Annotated in this window: 19 protein-coding genes; all 19 read left to right on the top strand. The window is 34.9% G+C overall.

The annotated features are described in order from the left end of the window. Positions 1–18 precede the first annotated feature (18 nt). The 19 genes from BA768_RS12770 (at position 19) to purB (ending at position 16,855) form a co-directional block, all read left to right on the top strand. The gene (locus BA768_RS12770) at positions 19–2,022 is read left to right on the top strand and encodes an adenylate/guanylate cyclase domain-containing protein (protein ID WP_065721062.1); all 2,004 of its coding nucleotides are present in this window, start codon (positions 19–21) and stop codon (positions 2,020–2,022) included. Positions 2,023–2,034: 12 nt separating this feature from the next. Further along, on the top strand, positions 2,035–4,035 hold the full coding sequence (locus tag BA768_RS12765; RefSeq protein WP_065721061.1) for an adenylate/guanylate cyclase domain-containing protein: 2,001 nt from the start codon (positions 2,035–2,037) through the stop codon (positions 4,033–4,035). 129 nt (positions 4,036–4,164) lie between these two features. Beyond that, positions 4,165–4,749 (top strand): HD domain-containing protein, encoded by a 585-nt coding sequence (locus tag BA768_RS12760; protein ID WP_065721060.1) that lies wholly within the window; start codon positions 4,165–4,167, stop codon positions 4,747–4,749. Between the two features lie 7 nt (positions 4,750–4,756). Continuing rightward, on the top strand, positions 4,757–5,635 hold the full coding sequence (locus tag BA768_RS12755; RefSeq protein WP_065721059.1) for a YitT family protein: 879 nt from the start codon (positions 4,757–4,759) through the stop codon (positions 5,633–5,635). A gap of 294 nt (positions 5,636–5,929) precedes the next feature. Beyond that, positions 5,930–7,141, top strand: coding sequence for a DUF763 domain-containing protein (locus BA768_RS12750; protein ID WP_065721058.1), 1,212 nt, complete (start codon positions 5,930–5,932; stop codon positions 7,139–7,141). 315 nt (positions 7,142–7,456) lie between these two features. Next, positions 7,457–8,047 carry a Crp/Fnr family transcriptional regulator gene (locus tag BA768_RS12745; protein ID WP_065721057.1) on the top strand — a complete coding sequence of 197 codons (591 nt, stop codon included), beginning with the start codon at positions 7,457–7,459 and terminating at the stop codon, positions 8,045–8,047. 78 nt (positions 8,048–8,125) lie between these two features. Continuing rightward, positions 8,126–8,536, top strand: a complete 411-nt coding sequence (locus tag BA768_RS12740) for a VOC family protein (RefSeq protein WP_065721056.1) — start codon at positions 8,126–8,128, stop codon at positions 8,534–8,536. A gap of 26 nt (positions 8,537–8,562) precedes the next feature. Then, on the top strand, positions 8,563–8,973 hold the full coding sequence (locus BA768_RS12735; protein ID WP_065721055.1) for a VOC family protein: 411 nt from the start codon (positions 8,563–8,565) through the stop codon (positions 8,971–8,973). A 170-nt stretch (positions 8,974–9,143) separates the two neighbouring features. Continuing rightward, a complete protein-coding gene (locus BA768_RS12730; RefSeq protein ID WP_065721181.1) occupies positions 9,144–9,668 on the top strand; it encodes a hypothetical protein in 525 nt (174 codons plus the stop codon). 1 nt (position 9,669) lies between these two features. Further along, positions 9,670–10,446 (top strand): alpha/beta fold hydrolase, encoded by a 777-nt coding sequence (locus BA768_RS12725; RefSeq protein ID WP_065721054.1) that lies wholly within the window; start codon positions 9,670–9,672, stop codon positions 10,444–10,446. 257 nt (positions 10,447–10,703) lie between these two features. Beyond that, positions 10,704–11,135 (top strand): VOC family protein, encoded by a 432-nt coding sequence (locus tag BA768_RS12720; protein ID WP_065721053.1) that lies wholly within the window; start codon positions 10,704–10,706, stop codon positions 11,133–11,135. An 80-nt stretch (positions 11,136–11,215) separates the two neighbouring features. Further along, positions 11,216–11,629, top strand: a complete 414-nt coding sequence (locus tag BA768_RS12715; protein WP_065721052.1) for an SRPBCC family protein — start codon at positions 11,216–11,218, stop codon at positions 11,627–11,629. A gap of 33 nt (positions 11,630–11,662) precedes the next feature. After that, positions 11,663–11,899, top strand: coding sequence for a DNA-directed RNA polymerase subunit alpha C-terminal domain-containing protein (locus BA768_RS12710; RefSeq protein ID WP_065721051.1), 237 nt, complete (start codon positions 11,663–11,665; stop codon positions 11,897–11,899). Positions 11,900–11,905: 6 nt separating this feature from the next. Next, the gene (locus tag BA768_RS12705; protein WP_065721050.1) at positions 11,906–12,772 is read left to right on the top strand and encodes a VOC family protein; all 867 of its coding nucleotides are present in this window, start codon (positions 11,906–11,908) and stop codon (positions 12,770–12,772) included. A gap of 105 nt (positions 12,773–12,877) precedes the next feature. Then, the gene (locus BA768_RS12700; RefSeq protein ID WP_065721049.1) at positions 12,878–13,711 is read left to right on the top strand and encodes an SDR family oxidoreductase; all 834 of its coding nucleotides are present in this window, start codon (positions 12,878–12,880) and stop codon (positions 13,709–13,711) included. A 33-nt stretch (positions 13,712–13,744) separates the two neighbouring features. After that, the gene (locus tag BA768_RS12695; protein ID WP_065721048.1) at positions 13,745–14,173 is read left to right on the top strand and encodes an SRPBCC family protein; all 429 of its coding nucleotides are present in this window, start codon (positions 13,745–13,747) and stop codon (positions 14,171–14,173) included. Between the two features lie 124 nt (positions 14,174–14,297). Beyond that, entirely contained in the window at positions 14,298–14,747 is a 450-nt protein-coding gene (locus tag BA768_RS12690; protein WP_065721047.1) for an SRPBCC family protein, read from the top strand. Positions 14,748–14,846: 99 nt separating this feature from the next. Next, positions 14,847–15,305 (top strand): DoxX family protein, encoded by a 459-nt coding sequence (locus tag BA768_RS12685; RefSeq protein WP_065721046.1) that lies wholly within the window; start codon positions 14,847–14,849, stop codon positions 15,303–15,305. Positions 15,306–15,427: 122 nt separating this feature from the next. Beyond that, on the top strand, positions 15,428–16,855 hold the full coding sequence (gene purB, locus BA768_RS12680) for an adenylosuccinate lyase (protein ID WP_065721045.1): 1,428 nt from the start codon (positions 15,428–15,430) through the stop codon (positions 16,853–16,855). Positions 16,856–17,082: the final 227 nt, after the last annotated feature.

The following is a 17,082-nucleotide window of genomic DNA, read 5'->3' as shown; positions in this document are numbered from 1 at the left end:
CAGACTGAACTAATTTCTATGAAACACAAGCAAAATATTTATTTATTTCTTTTCATTCTGATTTCATCATTTTTATCGTCACAAAAACTGACCGTAGATTCGTGCAGTGTTTTAATAACTGATAAATTTTTTAAAGAAAATCAATACATCAATCTCAATCAACCATGGAAATTCAAAATCGGAGATCATAAAATCTGGGCAAGTAAGAATTTAGATGATTCGAAATGGGAAAATTCGCTTACTGATGAATTTGTAAATTCAAAACTTCAAAAGAAAAATCCGAAGGACATCGTTTGGTTAAGAACTGTAGTCTGCATAGATTCTACTGCAGAATATCAAGCACTCGCTTTAGAGTTTAAAACTGGTGCTGCAATGGATATTTATTGGGACGGAAAGTTGATCAGACGATATGGCAAATTTGCAAAAGAAGGAGAAGCAAAATACGTAAACCCGACTCTTCCGCTTATTCTTAATGGTGGCGATGCGGGTACACATATACTTGCAGTTAGATACGAAAATACGCAACCTATTGCAGAGCAGATAATAAAAGGATTTCAGATTTCGCTTTCAAATCCCAATTCGACGGTCGCGGTAATGATGAGCCAGATTCTCATGAGAGGAGTACTTATTCAGGGGATTGCTTTTATTTTTCTAACATTATTTTTAATTCATTTTCTTGCGTTTTTATTTTATAGAAAAGACCGTTCAAATCTACTGTTTTCCTTATTTAATTTTGGGATGTCTGTATTTTTGCTATCGTGGTTTTTCTCTTATGAAACAGACGATATTGATATGAATGCGCAACTTGGTTACATTAGTTCTTTTGCAGGTTTGGGTGCAGCTGTTTTGTTAAGTGTAATGTTGAATAGTCTTTTCGGTAAAATAGGGTTAAGATTTAAAATTTTAGTCGTCTTATCAGCGATTTTATGTTTTTTAATACTATTCCCAAGCATCGGATTCGGTTTTGAAAAGCCATTATTTATTTTCATAATAACTTCCGTATGCTTAGAAGCTTTATACCTTATAATTCGGGCAATTATAAAAAAAATACCAGGTTCACGAATAATAGGCATTGGTTTGCTTTTTTTCTTCATTGTTCTTATTGGTACTGTATTTTATTTAATTTATTCAGGCGGTAACTTACAGATTAACCCTGGAAACAGTTTAGGTGAAATGTCTGTTTTTATCATTTTCATCATTTTTATTTTCAGTCTTCCATTTACGCTTTCGACTTTTCTTGCATGGCGTTCTGCCAATGATAATAAAAATCTTCAATTACAGATTGAGCAGGTAAAAAATCTGTCTTTTGAAAAGCAACAGATCCTTCAAAATCAAAATGAATTGCTTGAAAATCAGGTAAACGAAAGAACTCAGGAGTTGCAAAAAGAAAAACAGAAAACAGAAGATCTTTTACTGAATATTCTTCCTCATGAAGTTGCTGAGGAATTAAAAGAAAAAGGAAGTTCTGAAGCCAAATATTATGATGAAGTTACTGTAATATTTACTGATTTCGTTGATTTTACTCAAAGTTCAGAAAAATTGGGTGCAGAAAAAATGTTGGCTGAGCTTAATGATTGTTTCACCGAATTCGACAGAATCATGGAGAAATATAATTTGGAAAAAATTAAAACCATCGGCGATGCGTATTTGGCAGTAAGTGGATTGCCTGTTTCGAATGAGCAACACGCAAAAAATGCTGTTGATGCAGGATTGGAAATTCTTTCTTATATTCAACAACGGAAAAAAGACAACCCAAATGCTTTAGATATCAGGATCGGAATTCATTCCGGATCTGTGATTGCCGGGATTGTAGGTGTGAAAAAATTTGCTTACGATATTTGGGGTGACACGGTAAATACGGCGGCGAGAATGGAACAGAACAGTGTTTTAGGAAAGCTGAATGTTTCTGAAACAACCTATCAGTTAGTGAAAGACCACTTTACTTTTGAGCACAGAGGAAAAATAGAAACCAAAGGTAAAGGCGCAATGGAGATGTATTTTGTGAATCAGGTTTCATCTTAAAATTATAAAATTTTGAAAAAAAATATACTCATTATATCTTTACTCTTTGTATTTGCAGCACTGCAGAACTTCTGTTTTGCGCAAAATTCATTTGAGAAACCAACAGTTTTCACCGCTAAGCAAATCAAAGAAGGAGTTTCAATTGAAGAAGAAAGCAAGTTTTATGAAGGTGATAATCCTGCTTTTGCTTTACCTGATTTTGATGATTCAGCATGGAAATACATCAATTTTACCTCTAAAAAAGTTTATCATAAAGATCAGCCTCACTGGATCAGATATTATTTTAAGATAGATTCTGCCATGGTGAATGAATCTTTGTGCTTCAATATCAGTCAGCTTGGTGCTTCGGAGATTTTTTTAAACGGAAAAAAAATAGAAACTATCGGCAAAATAGGGAATGCAAAAACAACTGAATTCAGGATCAAAAATGAAGTTCCGTCCCTGTTTTCTTTGGACGATACCGGGGTAAATGTTTTGGCAATACGATTTCTTCCGATCACTAAAACAAAAAAAACGGTAGTTAATTACAGCCCGGTTGCATTAGATGTAGAGTTAAATGCTGCCAATGACTTTATGGATGAGAAGGTAGAGATGATGCAGGGATTTAATTTTGTTGCCATGCTTATCTGCGGTATTTTTTTCGCACTCGGCTTTGTTCATTTGTTGTTATTTTTATTTTACCGGAAAGCGATTTACAATTTATATTTCTCAACATACAATCTGTCTATCGGTTTGCTGAGCTATATGGTGCTTGCATTTTACGAAATGACAGATCCGGATAAAATTAATACATATTCTTTCCTGTCATTTTTATCAATTGTGGTATTTGGCGCATCACTAACCGGTTTTGTCAATACGTTGTTTGGAAAAAGCAAGCTTAGGCTGAAAATTATGCTCGGTATTGCAGGAGTGTTTCTTATTCTCTTTTATTTCAGCGCAGCACTTGCAGTCAGTTTCGTGTTTTTTTACATATTTATTGCTGCAATAGAATCTTTTTACCTGATTGTAAGGGCAATGATCAGAAGAGAAAAATCTGCATTTATTGTAGGGGGAGGAGTTTTGACTTTCTTTCTCTTCGTTATTATGCTGATTATTTTTCAGATTTTAGATTCTTTAAATATTGTTGATCCTGATCAGCTTTTCGGAGATGATTTTATGGGATATGTTTTAGGCTTTATATTTATCAGTTTTCCGATTTCAATTTCGGCTTACTTGGCTTGGGAATTTGCATCTACCAATTTGAGCTTGGTAAGACAGTTGGATGAAGTGAAAAGACTTTCGGATATCAATTTAAAGCAGGAACAGGAAAAACAGCAGATACTTCAGGATCAAAACGATTTGCTTGAGCAACAGGTCGACGAGCGAACTTTTGAACTGCAGAAAGAAAAGCAGAAAACAGAAAATTTATTATTGAATATCCTTCCGCATGAAGTAGCTGAAGAACTGAAAGAGAACGGAAGCTCAGAAGCCAAGTATTATGACGAAGTCAGTGTTTTATTTACAGATTTTGTTAATTTTACTCAGAGTTCAGAAAAAATGGGTGCTGAAAGAATGTTGGTTGAATTGAATGAATGTTTTACCGCTTTTGATTTAATCATGGAAAAACATGGTTTAGAAAAAATTAAAACCATTGGTGATGCTTATTTGGCAGTTTGTGGTTTGCCCATTAAAAATGAATGTCATGCTTACAAAACAGTTTTGGTCGCTTTGGATATTATAGATTTTATTGAAGAAAGAAAAAAGACCAATCCTGACGTTTTAGACATCAGAATTGGAATCAACTCGGGTTCTTTGATTGCGGGAATTGTCGGCGTGAAAAAATTCGCTTACGATATTTGGGGTGACACGGTAAACACAGCGGCAAGAATGGAGCAGAACAGCGAAAAAGGAAAAATAAATACCTACCAATTGGTAAAAGATAAAATTGTCTGTGAATACAGAGGAAAAATCCACACCAAAGGAAAAGGTGATATGGATATGTACTTTGCATTGGAAATTAAAAACAATATATAATAGCCCTGTGGTCTTTGCTGAGTAGAACGCCTTTGCGAACTTAAAAACATGCAGTATTCAAAAAAAATCTTTGCGCTCTTTGCGTTTAAAAATTAGTATTATTATTAAAAAAACACTTTCTATTTAAATATGGAATACGAAAAATTAAAAAAAATCATATTAAACAGGCTCAAAGAAAACCTTCCTGAGCATCTTTCTTATCACAGCGTAATGCACGTGAAGGATGTCATTGATTCCGTCGAAAAAATTGCAAAATCCGAAGGTGTAAACGATGAAGATTTATTATTGCTGAAAACAGCTGCTTTATTTCATGATACAGGATTTCTATTTGGTTCAAAAAATCATGAAGAAAAATCTTGTGAAATTGCAGCTGAATATCTTTTAGATTATGGCTATTCTCAGGAGCAACTCGATAAAATAAAAGGAATGATCATGGCAACGAAAATTCCACAGACTCCGCATAATCATTTGGAACAAATTTTAGCTGATGCCGATTTAGATTATTTGGGAAGAAACGATTTCTTTGTAATTGGAGATAAATTATTCGAGGAACTTTCGATGTTTGGAATCGTCAATTCTGAGCGTGACTGGAACTTGTTGCAGGAGAAATTCCTGGAAAGTCATCATTATTTCACAAAAACTGCTATTAATAGCAGAAAAGATAAAAAACAGGACAACCTGAATATCATTAAAACAAAATTAAAAAACGACTAATCATTTTATGAGCTCAGCAACTAAACATGGCCCGCTATTTACCATTTCAGATATTATTTATCTTGTTCTAGGGGTAATTTCGGCAAGTTTTGCTTTAAAATCTTTTCTTGTTCCCAACCACTTTTTAGATGGTGGTGTGACGGGAATTTCACTTTTACTTCACGAAGTTTACCACTGGAATCTTGGTGTTATTTTATTAGTTTTAAACATTCCTTTCATCGTTTTAGCATATTTTCAGATCGGGAAACACTTTGCCATCAGAAGTTTTCTGACGATTTTATTAATCATTGTAACCATTTTTTTCGTTCCTTTTCCGGAAGTGACACACGACAAACTATTGGTTGCTGTATTTGGCGGATTTTTCATGGGAATAGGAATCGGACTTTCCATGCGTGGTGGTGGAACTTTTGACGGAATGGAAGTTTTAGCATTATTAACATTCAAAAAGAGCAGTTTTAGTATTACTGAAATTATTTTGGGAATGAATGTGATTATCTTTATCATCGCAACTGTTTTTCTTAAATTTGAAACCGCTTTATATGCGATTATGACGTACCTTGTAGCAAGTCAGATAACCAAATATGTGATTGAAGGAATTGAAGCATATACCGGAGTTACGATCATTTCAGGAAACAGTGAAGAAATAAAAAAAGCATTGGTTTTAACGATGAATAAAGGAATTACGGTTTACAGAGGAGAAAGAGGTTTTATGAAAGAATCTTTTGAGCAAAGCCAGGATGCAGATATTATTTTCACGATCGTTACAAGATTGGAAGTAAGAAAACTACAAAATATCGTTCGATCGATCGATCCTAAAGCTTTCATTTTTACCCAAACGGTAAGAGAACCTCAAGGTGGAATTGTGAAGGAAATTGTAAAACATTAAATTATAATGAGATAATTTTACCGCAAAAGGAGCAAAAGAATTTATTGCCTTTAAAGCTGTTCAAAAGCTTACAAAAGAAATAACTTTTATATTTTGTAAACTTTGAATTACTATTTATTTCAATTGTTTCTTTTGAATCTTTTGCATTTAAAAAATAAAAATATGCTTAAAGCCTTATGATTTTAATTCATAAGACTTTAATTTTGCATAACCAACAACCAACAACCAACAACCAACAACCAACAACCAACAACCAACAACCAACAACCAACAACCAACAACCAAAATTAAGCAATGAAACGATCCGGAACCGCAACATTACCTCTTCACTACGGCAAAGTACCGCCTTGGCTGTATGAAAGGATGTCTATTCTGGGACTTTCCATTGTTGAAGTAATTTTAGCAGATTATGGAAAAAATGAAGTGTTGAAAAGATTGGCAGACCCATTTTGGTTTCAGAGTTTTGGAGCGGTGATGGGAATGGATTGGCATTCTTCAGGGATCACAACTTCCGTGATGGGTGCTTTAAAACGCAGTGTTAATCCCAATTCTAAAGAGCTTGGATTGTATATCTGTGGTGGAAAAGGAAGGTTTTCAAAAGAAACTCCAAATGAACTTTTAATAATAGCCGATAAGACCGGACTTAACGGAAATGATTTGGTTCGGGCAAGCAAATTGTCTGCAAAGGTTGATAATACGGCGATTCAGGATGGTTATCAACTGTATTTGCATAATTTTATTTTGTCTGATGAAGGAAGTTGGTCGGTGGTGCAGCAGGGAATGAACGATTCTGACGGAACGGCACGGCGTTATCATTGGCATTCCGAAAATATGGAATCTTTTGTCGATGCACCACATAAAGGAATCCAAGGAATCAACCGTGGAAATATCCTGAATTTAACAGCACATGAAGCTCAGGAAAATCGAAAAGGGATTTTAGAGATTTCCCACACCAATTCAGAAAAAATAATGCAGGATTTTGCGAATTTAATTTTGCCAAATCATCACGATGTCCGTGCTTCCGACGTTGATTTAAAAAAACTGGGAACATTGTTGTATATGACGAGAGAAAACCAGCCTGAAAATTTCGAAGAATTATTATTACTGAAAGGAGTCGGACCACGAACCTTACAAAGTTTAGCTTTGGTAAGCGAAGTGATTCACGGTGCCCCTTCAAGATTTCGAGATCCTGCGAGATTTTCGTTTGCCCATGGTGGAAAAGACGGTCATCCGTTTCCTGTCCCGATTAATGTATATGATGAAACGATTTCCATTTTACAGAAAGGAATTGAAAAATCAAAACTGGGAAATTCAGACAAATTACAGTCTATTAATAAGCTTCACACCATAATTTCTGAAGCTGAGAAAAATTTCACCCCTAATTTCGACATTAATGATGTGATTGAAGAAGAACGTCAAAACTCTTGGCGCTTCGGTGGAAAAACTGTTTTCGGAGACGCAGAAAAACCAGCTTTACCAAAACCAATTCAACTTTCTTTGTTTTAATTTTGTAATCAAGCAAATTTATTCTTACATAAAATTTATCCATAAAGTTTGTCATTCTGACGAAGGAAGAATCTAGACTTCGTATTTTAATTAGATTCTTCAATCTGCTTTGCTGCTTTCAGAATGACAAAACAGATAGCTTTAATAAATAATTAACAATGTTTAATAATTTATAACCAATACAAACAACCTCTAATACTAATATGTAAAGGATTACACAAAAATTAACTGAGACAAATAAGCATTTTGTTTAATAGTTCTTTCATCAATTCCAATAAAAATTCTATTTTTAAAGCCTTAAAAAACATTTACTTGATGATCAGCAAAGCCTTAGAAATCTGCTATGATTTTCCTTTTTTTCTGGATGAAGAGCTTGAAGAGATATTTAATGCTCATGAAAAAGTAATTTTTCAAAAAGGAGATTTTATTCTTGAAGAAGGAAAAACGGCGAATGAATATTATATTCTGGAGAAAGGTTTGGTTCGTTCTTTTGTCAATGATTTTAACGGAAATGAAGTAACAACTAATTTTTTCGTTGATAACGAAATTATCATTGAAGTTTCTTCAATTTTTCAGAGAATTCCGACTCAGGAAAACATTGTCTGTATTACCTATTGCGAATGTTGGAAATTCGATTTTGAAACTTTTCAGGAATTATTCCATAAAATCCCGAATCTCAGGGAGTGGGGAAGAGCATGGATGTCGCAACAGCTTTTCGTCTACAAACAACGTTCAGTAGAAATGTTTACGCTATCTGCAACAAAGCGTTATCTCAATCTTTTAGAGCAAAAACCTCATGTTATACAATTTGCTCCCTTAAAACAAATTGCTTCCTATCTTGGTGTGACAGACACTTCCTTGAGCCGAATCCGTAAAGAATTGGTTTCACATCCAAAGAAAATTTAAATCTTGTCTTATGGCAAGTTGATTTTCATTGTGACTTGGTAATTTTGAATTAAAGTTTAACACTAAAAAAATTACAAAATGGAAATCAATCAGATTTATGTCAATCTTCCTGTACAGGATGTTCAGAAAACAAGAGAATTCTGGACGAAATTAGGATTTTCGCTAAACGAACAGTTTTCAGACGATAATGCTATTTGTGTAATCATGAAAGAAAATCATATTTACACGATGTTTCTAAAGGAAGAATATTTCAAAACCTTTACAAACAGACCTGTTGCAAAAGGTGAAACAACTCAGACGCTTCTTGCGATTGGTGTAAACAGTCGTGAGGAAGTAGATGGTATGGTAAAAACGGCTGTTGAAAACGGGGGCTCTACCTACAGTGAACCACAAGATCATGGCTGGATGTATCAAAGCGCTTTTTCTGATTTGAATGGCCATCAGTGGGAAGTAATGTTTGCTGATCCTTCTCAGTTTCCGGCGGAATAATTATTTTTAAGTTTAAAAATTACAAAATGAAAATTAATCAAATTTTTGTTAACCTTCCGGTGAAAGATATTCAGAAAACAAGAGAATTCTGGAGAAAAGTAGGATTCTCTATCAATGAACAGATTACTGATGAAAAAGCAGTTTGTGTGATGATGAACGACAATATTCAGATCATGTTTTTACAGGAAGACTATTTTCAGACATTTTCAGAAAGACCGGTTCCGAAAGGTGATACTACACAGGTTTTGGTGGCCATCGGTTTAGAAAGCCGGGAAGAAGTTGATCAGATTGTAAATGCAGCGGTCGCCAACGGAGCTTATCAGCATGAAGAACCACAGGATCACGGTTGGATGTATCAAAATTCTTTTTGGGATATCAACGGACACGGCTGGAATGTGATCTTTGCAGATCCTTCTCAACAACTATCGTCAGAATAATTTAAACACTAATATTACCAATATTCTCCACAAATTTCACAAGTATTTTTTGCAAGTAAACCTAAACATCTGCGTAATCAGCAAAATCTGCGAGAAAAATTAACCAGTCACAATCATCTGTGAAAATCGGTGAAATCTGTTGGAAAAATAAAAATCGGAAAAACAAACAAATGGATACACCAAAATCAAAAAAACTAGACATCATCATTCCTGCATTTCGAGGTCACAGTCAGAGCTTTCTGATGGTTCTTGACGGAATTTCAGAAGAAGATGCCTTGAAAAGAATTGAAGGAAGAACCAATCATATCACCTGGATGGTCGGGAATTTCCTTGACATGCGTTACGCAATGGGAAATGTATTAGGATTAAATGAAGAATTTGAATTCAAAGATTTTTTCTTTCAGGGAAAAGCACTGGATGAAAATTTAAATTATCCCTCTTTACAACAGTTGAAAGAGAGCTTTCATCAAATTTCGCCGTTAGTTTATCAGAAATTACTGGAAGCAACCGATGAAGAATTAGACAAAGCTTTTCCGATGGGAATGAACATCGATTTCTTTCCTGAAACGGTTTTGAATTTCGTCGGAATGTGCATCGGCCGTGAAGATTATCTGTGCGGACAGATCGGATTAATGCGCAGAATTCTGAACTATGAAGGCATGAAATACGACTTCGATAAAGATTTAAAATATTAAAATGGCTCCGGTTGAAAAAGGTCATAAACAGGTCAACGGAATCAGGATGTACTACGAGATCTATGGTTTGGGAAAGCCCTTAGTTTTAATTCATGGAGGCGGAAGTTCGATTTTGTTTGATTTTAAAGAGATTATTTCAAGGTTGGAAAATAAATTTCAATTAATTGGGATAGATCTGCAAAATCACGGAATGTCGGAACATCGTGATATTCCCGAAACTTTTGAGCAGGATGCAAATGATGTTGCTGCTCTTTTAAAGGAAATCAATATTGAAAAAGCTTCATTCTGGGGTTTCAGTAATGGCGGAAATACAGTCATGCAGATTGCTCATATTTATCCTGAAATGGTTGAAAAACTTGTTGTCGCCTCTGCATTTTTTAAAAGAAGTGGTATGATAGATGGTTTTTTCGAAGGCATGATGGAAGCAACTTTGGATTCAATGCCCGAACCATTGAAAATTAATTTTCTAAACCTAAATCCGGGCGTTGAAGCACTGGAAAATATGTTCGACAAAGACAGCAAAAGAATGCAGACTTTCAAAGATTGGAATGAAGATATTTTAAAAGGTATAAATTCTCCAACCTTGTTCATTTCAGGTGATAAAGATGTGATGAAACCGGAACACATTGTCGAAATGTGGCGTTTGGTGAAAGATTCTCAACTGATGATTCTTCCTGCAACCCACGGTTCTTACATGATGGCTGACTTTGACGGAAATGCCGATGAAAAACTGATCGATTTTACGGTTAGTGAGGTTGAAAAGTTCTTAAATAATTAGTAAGACAAAATTTAAATATATTTATTAAATAGATTCTTCACTACGCTACGCTTCGTTCTGAATGACAAACCGAATAAACGATATACATTGTTGTCTTTTGCTGAGTGAAACGCCTTTGCGAACGAAAAATATTTTCAAACATTAAAAAAAATCTTTGCGGACTTTGCGTTAAAAGTAGCATAAGATTGCCACGTCGCGAGCTCCTCGCAATGACACAAAACAAACAAACAAATTATTAATTAAAAAAATAAAAAATCATGGCTAAATTAAATCCTTATTTAAATTTTGACGGAAAAGCAGAAGAAGCTTTCAACTTTTACAAATCTGTTTTCGGTGGAGAATTTGTGGGTGAAATTCATAAAATGGGAAATGCTCCCGGAACTGAAAACCTATCCGACGAAGAGAAAAACAGAGTGATGCACATTGCACTTCCGATTGGCGGAGATTTACTGATGGCATCAGATATTGTTCCGAGTTTCGGACAAAAACTGACAGTAGGAAACAACAATTACGTTTCCATTTTTCCGGATTCTAAAGATGAAGCAGACAGATTGTTTAAAGGTCTTTCTGAAGGCGGAAATATCGAAATGCCGATTGAAGATCAGTTTTGGGGAGATTATTTCGGAAGTTTTCAGGATAAATATGGTGTTCACTGGATGATAAACTATAACGAAGAATACACAAAATAGTCTTATCTTTAAACTAAATTATAATGAAAAGGGTAGCTTGATGGGTTGCCCTTTTTGCCTCAACCACAAAATTATACGATATGGAACCAATTAAAATTGATATTACGATTTTAAAACCTGTTCAGCAAGTTTGGGAATACTACAACGACCCGAAACACATCACCAAATGGAATTTTGCCCATGAAACATGGCAATGCCCAAGTTCCGAAAACGATCTTCGTGTCGGTGGGAAATTCAAAAACAGAATGGAAGCAAAAGACGGAAGCTTCGGGTTTGATTTTGAAGGAACTTATGACGAAGTGATTTCCAATGAAAAAATAAAATATCACATGGAAGACGGGCGAAATGTTGATGTTGATTTTCAGAAAATTGATGAAAATACAACGAAAGTAAACATCACTTTCGATCCTGAACAGCAAAATTCAGTGGAAATGCAGCGAGACGGATGGTATGCGATTCTGAATAATTTTCATAAGTACGTAGAAAATCATTAAATCTAAGTGTTAGTCATGATCAATTTGGTAATAATGGCAAAATGTTTAAAACCCATTTGCACTGAGCATCATGTTGTGAAAAACAATTTTTTACACGGAATTATAGCTATGCCTGCAAGAAGAGCACTGGCAAGAGAGAAGATAGATTCTCTCGGAAAGCTTTCAGACTATTCTGAAAATGAGCTGATGAAATTTCACGGTTTCGGAAAAAATACAATGCTGAAGCTTAAAAATTATATGAAAGAAAATAATTTTTCTTTAAAATCTTAATTAAGTATGAATAATAATATTTTCCCATGTCTTTGGTACGATGGTGATGCCACAGAATCTGCTGAGTTTTACTGCAAGGTTTTCAATGGAAAAATTACGGCAGATACTCCGATGGTAATGAACATAGATCTTTTTGGTCAGAAACTGATGCTGCTGAACGGTGGACCACATTTTACAAAAAATGCTTCAGTCTCGTTCATGATAATTTGTGAAACTGAAGTTGAAGTTCAGAAATATTGGGATCAATTGATAGACGGAGGAATTGCTTTAATGGAAATTGGAGAATATCCCTGGAGTAAAAAATACGGCTGGGTTCGGGATAAGTTTGGAGTAACATGGCAGGTTTATCTTGGCGAAAATGGTGATGTGGAACAGAAAATTATCCCTACTTTAATGTTTATTCATCAGAACAACGGAAAAGCAATGCAAGCGATGAAGCTCTATACTCAGATTTTCCCAAATTCAAAAATTGGTAACGTCCTGAAGTACGGAGACGGAGTTGGGAACGAAACTCACGAAATTCCTGAAAATGTACAGCACGCTCATTTTGAAATTGACGGTTACAGTTTCTTCTGTATGGATAATTCTTATGATCATCAATTCGATTTTAATGAAGGAATTTCAATAGTTGTGATGACTGATAGTCAGGATCAAACTGATAATTATTGGAATGCATTAACTGTTGATGGAGGAAGAGAAAGCATGTGTGGCTGGTTAAAAGATAAATTTGGGATGAGTTGGCAGATTGTTCCTAAAAGACTGATCGAATTAATGAGTGATCCCGATCCGGAAAAAGCACAAAAAGTGATGATGGCGATGATGAAAATGCAGAAAATTGTCATTCAGGATTTGGAAGAAGCTTATGTTTCATAGCTGGATGATGGAAGCTGGATGTTAGAAGTTATTTTTAGGTGTCAAAAACTCCCAGGATTTATTCTTCGGCTTACTGTTTGATACATTTCTGAAAAAGATTTGCTTATGAAGACGCAGAACAAGTCAAAATCATTATCAAAAGTTCCGAAAGACGGATTGTATCCGGAAATTATCAGAAAAAATTATTTAGGAAGTAAAAAACTACTGAACAAAAAAGCTCTAATTTCAGGAGGTGACAGTGGAATCGGACAAGCCGTTGCCGTGCATTTTGCAAGAGAAGGAGCCGATATTGCCATCATTTATAAAGAAAGTGTAAAAGATGCCAGAGAAACACAAAAGCTGGTCGAAAAAGAAGGCGGAAAATGTATTCTCTTTAAAGGGGACATTTCGAAAAAAACTTTTAGAGATAAAACTTTAGAAAAGATCAGAAAAGAGTGGAAAACAATTGATGTTTTGGTGAATAACGCGGGAATTCAGTTTCCGAAAAATGAAATAACCAAAATAAGTGACAAGCAAATTAAAGAAACATTCGATGTCAACATCATTTCAATGATTTCTTTCACAAGAGATTGTTTAGCTTTAATGAATAAAGGCGGAAGAATTATTTGTACAACATCCGTCACCGCTTATCGTGGAAGTGATCATTTGGTTGATTATTCGGCTACAAAGGGCGCTATTGCAACATTTATCCGTTCACTTTCTGTGAATCTTGCCAATCAGAAAATTTTGGTAAACGGAGTAGCTCCCGGTCCGATCTGGACACCTTTGGTGAAAGAGACTTTTGAAGATATTGCTTCATTTGGTAAAGATACCCCACTTAAAAGAGCAGGCCAGCCTTCAGAAGTTGCTCCGGCTTATGTTTTTCTAGCTTCCGATGATTCGAGTTTTATAACAGGAGAAATTATTCATATCAATGGCGGTGATTTTGTCGGCGGATAATATTTTCTTAATCTAATCCTCAACCTTAAAAATATGGAAACTTTAGAATTTGAAATTAAAATAAATGCCTCTCCGGAAAAAGTCTGGACAGTTCTTTGGGAAGACACCCACTATAGACAATGGACTTCTGCGTTCACAAAAGGTTCTTTTTATGTTGGAACCTGGGACGAGGGAAGTATTGTTAAATTTTTTGATCCTAATAATAACGGGATGTACAGCCGTGTTTTGAAAAATGATCCGAATAAGGAAATGTCTTTTCTTCACCTGGGTGAAATTTATGATGGCGTTGAAACTCCACAGGATTGGGGTGATGCTACAGAAACTTATCTTTTAGAGAAAACAGATGACGGCACTTTACTTAAAGCCAAAATCAAAACGTCAGAGGAATTCAAAGTGTTTTTTGAGGGTAAATTTCCACAGGCACTTCAGAATGTAAAGAATTTAGCTGAAAATCAGTTATAAATCACCACAAATGACACTAATGAATTTCACTAATAACATAATCTTTGTTCATTACAATTAGTTTTAAATTGTGTTATTTGTGCTAAAAATTTGTGTTTAAACTAAATCAAAAAATTAAAATAATATGGAAACCTTATCTTACGAAATTATCATTAACGCTCCAAAGCAGAAAATCTGGGATGTTCTGTGGGGAAACGATACATACAGCGAGTGGACGAAATTTTTCAATCCTAAATCTGCATCAATCATGAAATCAGATTGGCAGGTTGGCGGAAAAACCTATTTTACAAATGCTGAAGGCGAAGGAATGGTTTCTACCATCGACAGTCTTGAAAAGCCGGATCAGATCATCTTTAAACATTTGGGAATGGTAGATAAAGAAGGAAACGAAGACACCGAAAGCATGGAAGTAAAACAATGGAGCGGATGTTACGAAAAGTACATCTTGATTGATTTTGATGGGAAAACAAAACTTCATGCTGAAGTTCAGACCGAAAAAGATTGGCGGGAACATATGGATCAAGGTTTTATAAAAGGTTTGGAGGTTGTGAAGAATCTTTCAGAATCAAATTAATATGAACTGAATAATTTCAATCAGGAGGTTTTTACGGGAACCTCTTTTTTTGTTTAATTTTAAAAGTATTTTTTAAAAGGATAAAATAACCAAAGTATCATGAAACTACTTACCATCTTATTTATTACATTCATTTTAGCTTTAATTGGAACAAAAATCTTTCAGAGAAACTGGAATTTTCTGTTTTCAGGAAATTTAGGAATGGCAGTTTTCATTGTCTTCACTGGATTTGCCCATTTTAAATTTCAAAAAGGAATGGCTCTGATGATTCCGGATTTTGTTCCTGCAAAAATGTTTTGGGTTTATTTTACAGGGTTAATTGAAATAGCAGCCGGAGTTGGTTTAATGATACCTTCAACTCGTGAACTGACTGCCGTTTTACTGATTATTTTCTTTATTTTAATTTTTATTGCGAATATAAATTCATCCAAAAAGAATATCAATATTTTTAAAGCAGATTATTCTGGTCCGGGAATGGGTTATCTGTATAAAGAAAGAATCCCGATGCAGATTATTTTAATAGGCTGGACGTGGTTTTTCGGGATTTATCTGAATTAAAAACAGTAGATAAATCAATGAAAATAGCTTTCATTTAAACAAAATTCAAATCCATCTTCACAATTTTTATCTCTCATCAAAAAACCTTACTTTTGCATATCTATAAAAAGTAAAAGAAAAGAATGAATTCCTACAAAAATCCTTTGGAAGAACGCTATTCAAGCGAAGAAATGTTGTTTAACTTTTCTCATAACAATAAATTCCAGAACTGGAGAAAGCTTTGGATTGCTCTTGCTGAAATCGAAAAAGATTTAGGTCTTGACATCACAGACGAGCAAATCGCTGAACTGAAAGCTAATGCTGAAAACATCGATTACGATAAAGCAGCAGAATATGAGAAAAAATTCCGTCATGATGTGATGGCTCACGTTCACGCATATGGTGATGTGGCGCCTTCAGCAAAGGGAATTATTCATTTGGGAGCAACTTCAGCTTTTGTAGGAGACAATACAGATTTAATTCAAATCCGTGACGGACTTTTAATTTTAAAGAAAAAGTTGGTTAACGTGATGAAAAATCTTGCTGATTTTTCTATTCAATATAAAGATCTTCCGACTTTGGGATTCACCCATTTCCAACCGGCTCAGTTAACAACTGTTGGGAAAAGAGCGACACTTTGGTTACAGAGTTTGGTTCTTGATATTGAAGAATTGGATTTTTTCTTAGAAACATTAAGATTCAGAGGTGTAAAGGGAACAACCGGAACTGCAGCAAGTTTCCTTGAGCTTTTCAACGGAGATTATTCTAAAGTAAAACATTTAGATAAAGAATTGTCAAAAAGATTCGGTTTCGAGAAAGTTTTCGGAGTTTCCGGACAAACTTACGACAGAAAAATTGATGCAAAAGTGGTTGCATTATTAGGAAATATCGCTCAATCTGCACATAAATTCACCAACGATTTACGTTTACTTCAAAATCTGAAAGAAATCGAAGAACCATTCGAGAAAAACCAAATCGGTTCATCAGCAATGGCTTACAAACGTAACCCAATGAGAAGCGAAAGAATTGGAGCATTGGCAAAATACGTAATGTCTTTGACTACGAGTTCTGCAATGGTGGCTTCAACGCAATGGTTTGAAAGAACTTTGGACGATTCTGCGAACAAGAGATTAACAATTCCTCAGGCGTTTTTAGCTGTTGATGCGATTCTATTGATTTGGAATAATATCATGAACGGAATTGTGGTGTACCCGAATAGAATCAACAAACACATTATGGAAGAACTTCCTTTCATGGCGACAGAATACATCATCATGGAAGAGGTGAAAGCTGGTGGCGACCGTCAGGAAATCCACGAAGTGATCAGAGTTCACTCAATGGAGGCTTCTAAACAGGTGAAAGAAGAAGGTAAAGAAAACGATTTGATCGAAAGAATCTTAAATGACCATTCTCTGAAACTTGATAAATCAAAATTAAAAGAAGTTCTGGATCCTAAAAATTTCATTGGTTTTGCACCAATTCAGACGGAAGAATTCATTGCCAATGAAGTTCAGCCGATTATTGATGCCAACAAAGATCTGATAGGATTAGAAGCTGATCTTAAAGTATAAATTGATATGCAGTCTTTTTGGGCTGCATATTTTGCTTTGTTCAATCTGTGATTGGTAAAGTTTGGAATAAATGAAATAATTATTTGGGCAGCTTTATCCGCCTCCCGCTCCCGCTTTTTGCCTGCACTTCGTTTCGGCAAAAGAGCTCCGCTCAAGTCGGGCTGCAAAGGTTTGTCAATAAAATAAATTTCAGTTAAAAATTAAAAATAAACCTAATAAATATCTGA

Origin of the sequence: Chryseobacterium sp. CBo1, from assembly GCF_001693475.1 — a bacterium.
GTDB classification, from domain to species: Bacteria; Bacteroidota; Bacteroidia; order Flavobacteriales; family Weeksellaceae; genus Chryseobacterium; species Chryseobacterium formosense.
The sequence above is the reverse complement of the archived record's forward strand: the minus strand, read 5'-3'. Positions and strand labels throughout refer to the sequence as shown.

Excerpts from the sequence above, each read along its gene's own strand:
- BA768_RS12770 (WP_065721062.1), top strand. The coding sequence starts at position 19 with ATGAAACACAAGCAAAATATTTATTTATTTCTTTTCATTCTGATTTCA.
- BA768_RS12760 (WP_065721060.1), top strand. The coding sequence starts at position 4,165 with ATGGAATACGAAAAATTAAAAAAAATCATATTAAACAGGCTCAAAGAA.
- BA768_RS12755 (WP_065721059.1), top strand. The coding sequence starts at position 4,757 with ATGAGCTCAGCAACTAAACATGGCCCGCTATTTACCATTTCAGATATT.
- BA768_RS12750 (WP_065721058.1), top strand. The coding sequence starts at position 5,930 with ATGAAACGATCCGGAACCGCAACATTACCTCTTCACTACGGCAAAGTA.
- BA768_RS12745 (WP_065721057.1), top strand. The coding sequence starts at position 7,457 with ATGATCAGCAAAGCCTTAGAAATCTGCTATGATTTTCCTTTTTTTCTG.
- BA768_RS12740 (WP_065721056.1), top strand. The coding sequence starts at position 8,126 with ATGGAAATCAATCAGATTTATGTCAATCTTCCTGTACAGGATGTTCAG.
- BA768_RS12735 (WP_065721055.1), top strand. The coding sequence starts at position 8,563 with ATGAAAATTAATCAAATTTTTGTTAACCTTCCGGTGAAAGATATTCAG.
- BA768_RS12730 (WP_065721181.1), top strand. The coding sequence starts at position 9,144 with ATGGATACACCAAAATCAAAAAAACTAGACATCATCATTCCTGCATTT.
- BA768_RS12725 (WP_065721054.1), top strand. The coding sequence starts at position 9,670 with ATGGCTCCGGTTGAAAAAGGTCATAAACAGGTCAACGGAATCAGGATG.
- BA768_RS12720 (WP_065721053.1), top strand. The coding sequence starts at position 10,704 with ATGGCTAAATTAAATCCTTATTTAAATTTTGACGGAAAAGCAGAAGAA.
- BA768_RS12715 (WP_065721052.1), top strand. The coding sequence starts at position 11,216 with ATGGAACCAATTAAAATTGATATTACGATTTTAAAACCTGTTCAGCAA.
- BA768_RS12710 (WP_065721051.1), top strand. The coding sequence starts at position 11,663 with ATGGCAAAATGTTTAAAACCCATTTGCACTGAGCATCATGTTGTGAAA.
- BA768_RS12705 (WP_065721050.1), top strand. The coding sequence starts at position 11,906 with ATGAATAATAATATTTTCCCATGTCTTTGGTACGATGGTGATGCCACA.
- BA768_RS12700 (WP_065721049.1), top strand. The coding sequence starts at position 12,878 with ATGAAGACGCAGAACAAGTCAAAATCATTATCAAAAGTTCCGAAAGAC.
- BA768_RS12695 (WP_065721048.1), top strand. The coding sequence starts at position 13,745 with ATGGAAACTTTAGAATTTGAAATTAAAATAAATGCCTCTCCGGAAAAA.
- BA768_RS12690 (WP_065721047.1), top strand. The coding sequence starts at position 14,298 with ATGGAAACCTTATCTTACGAAATTATCATTAACGCTCCAAAGCAGAAA.
- BA768_RS12685 (WP_065721046.1), top strand. The coding sequence starts at position 14,847 with ATGAAACTACTTACCATCTTATTTATTACATTCATTTTAGCTTTAATT.
- purB (WP_065721045.1), top strand. The coding sequence starts at position 15,428 with ATGAATTCCTACAAAAATCCTTTGGAAGAACGCTATTCAAGCGAAGAA.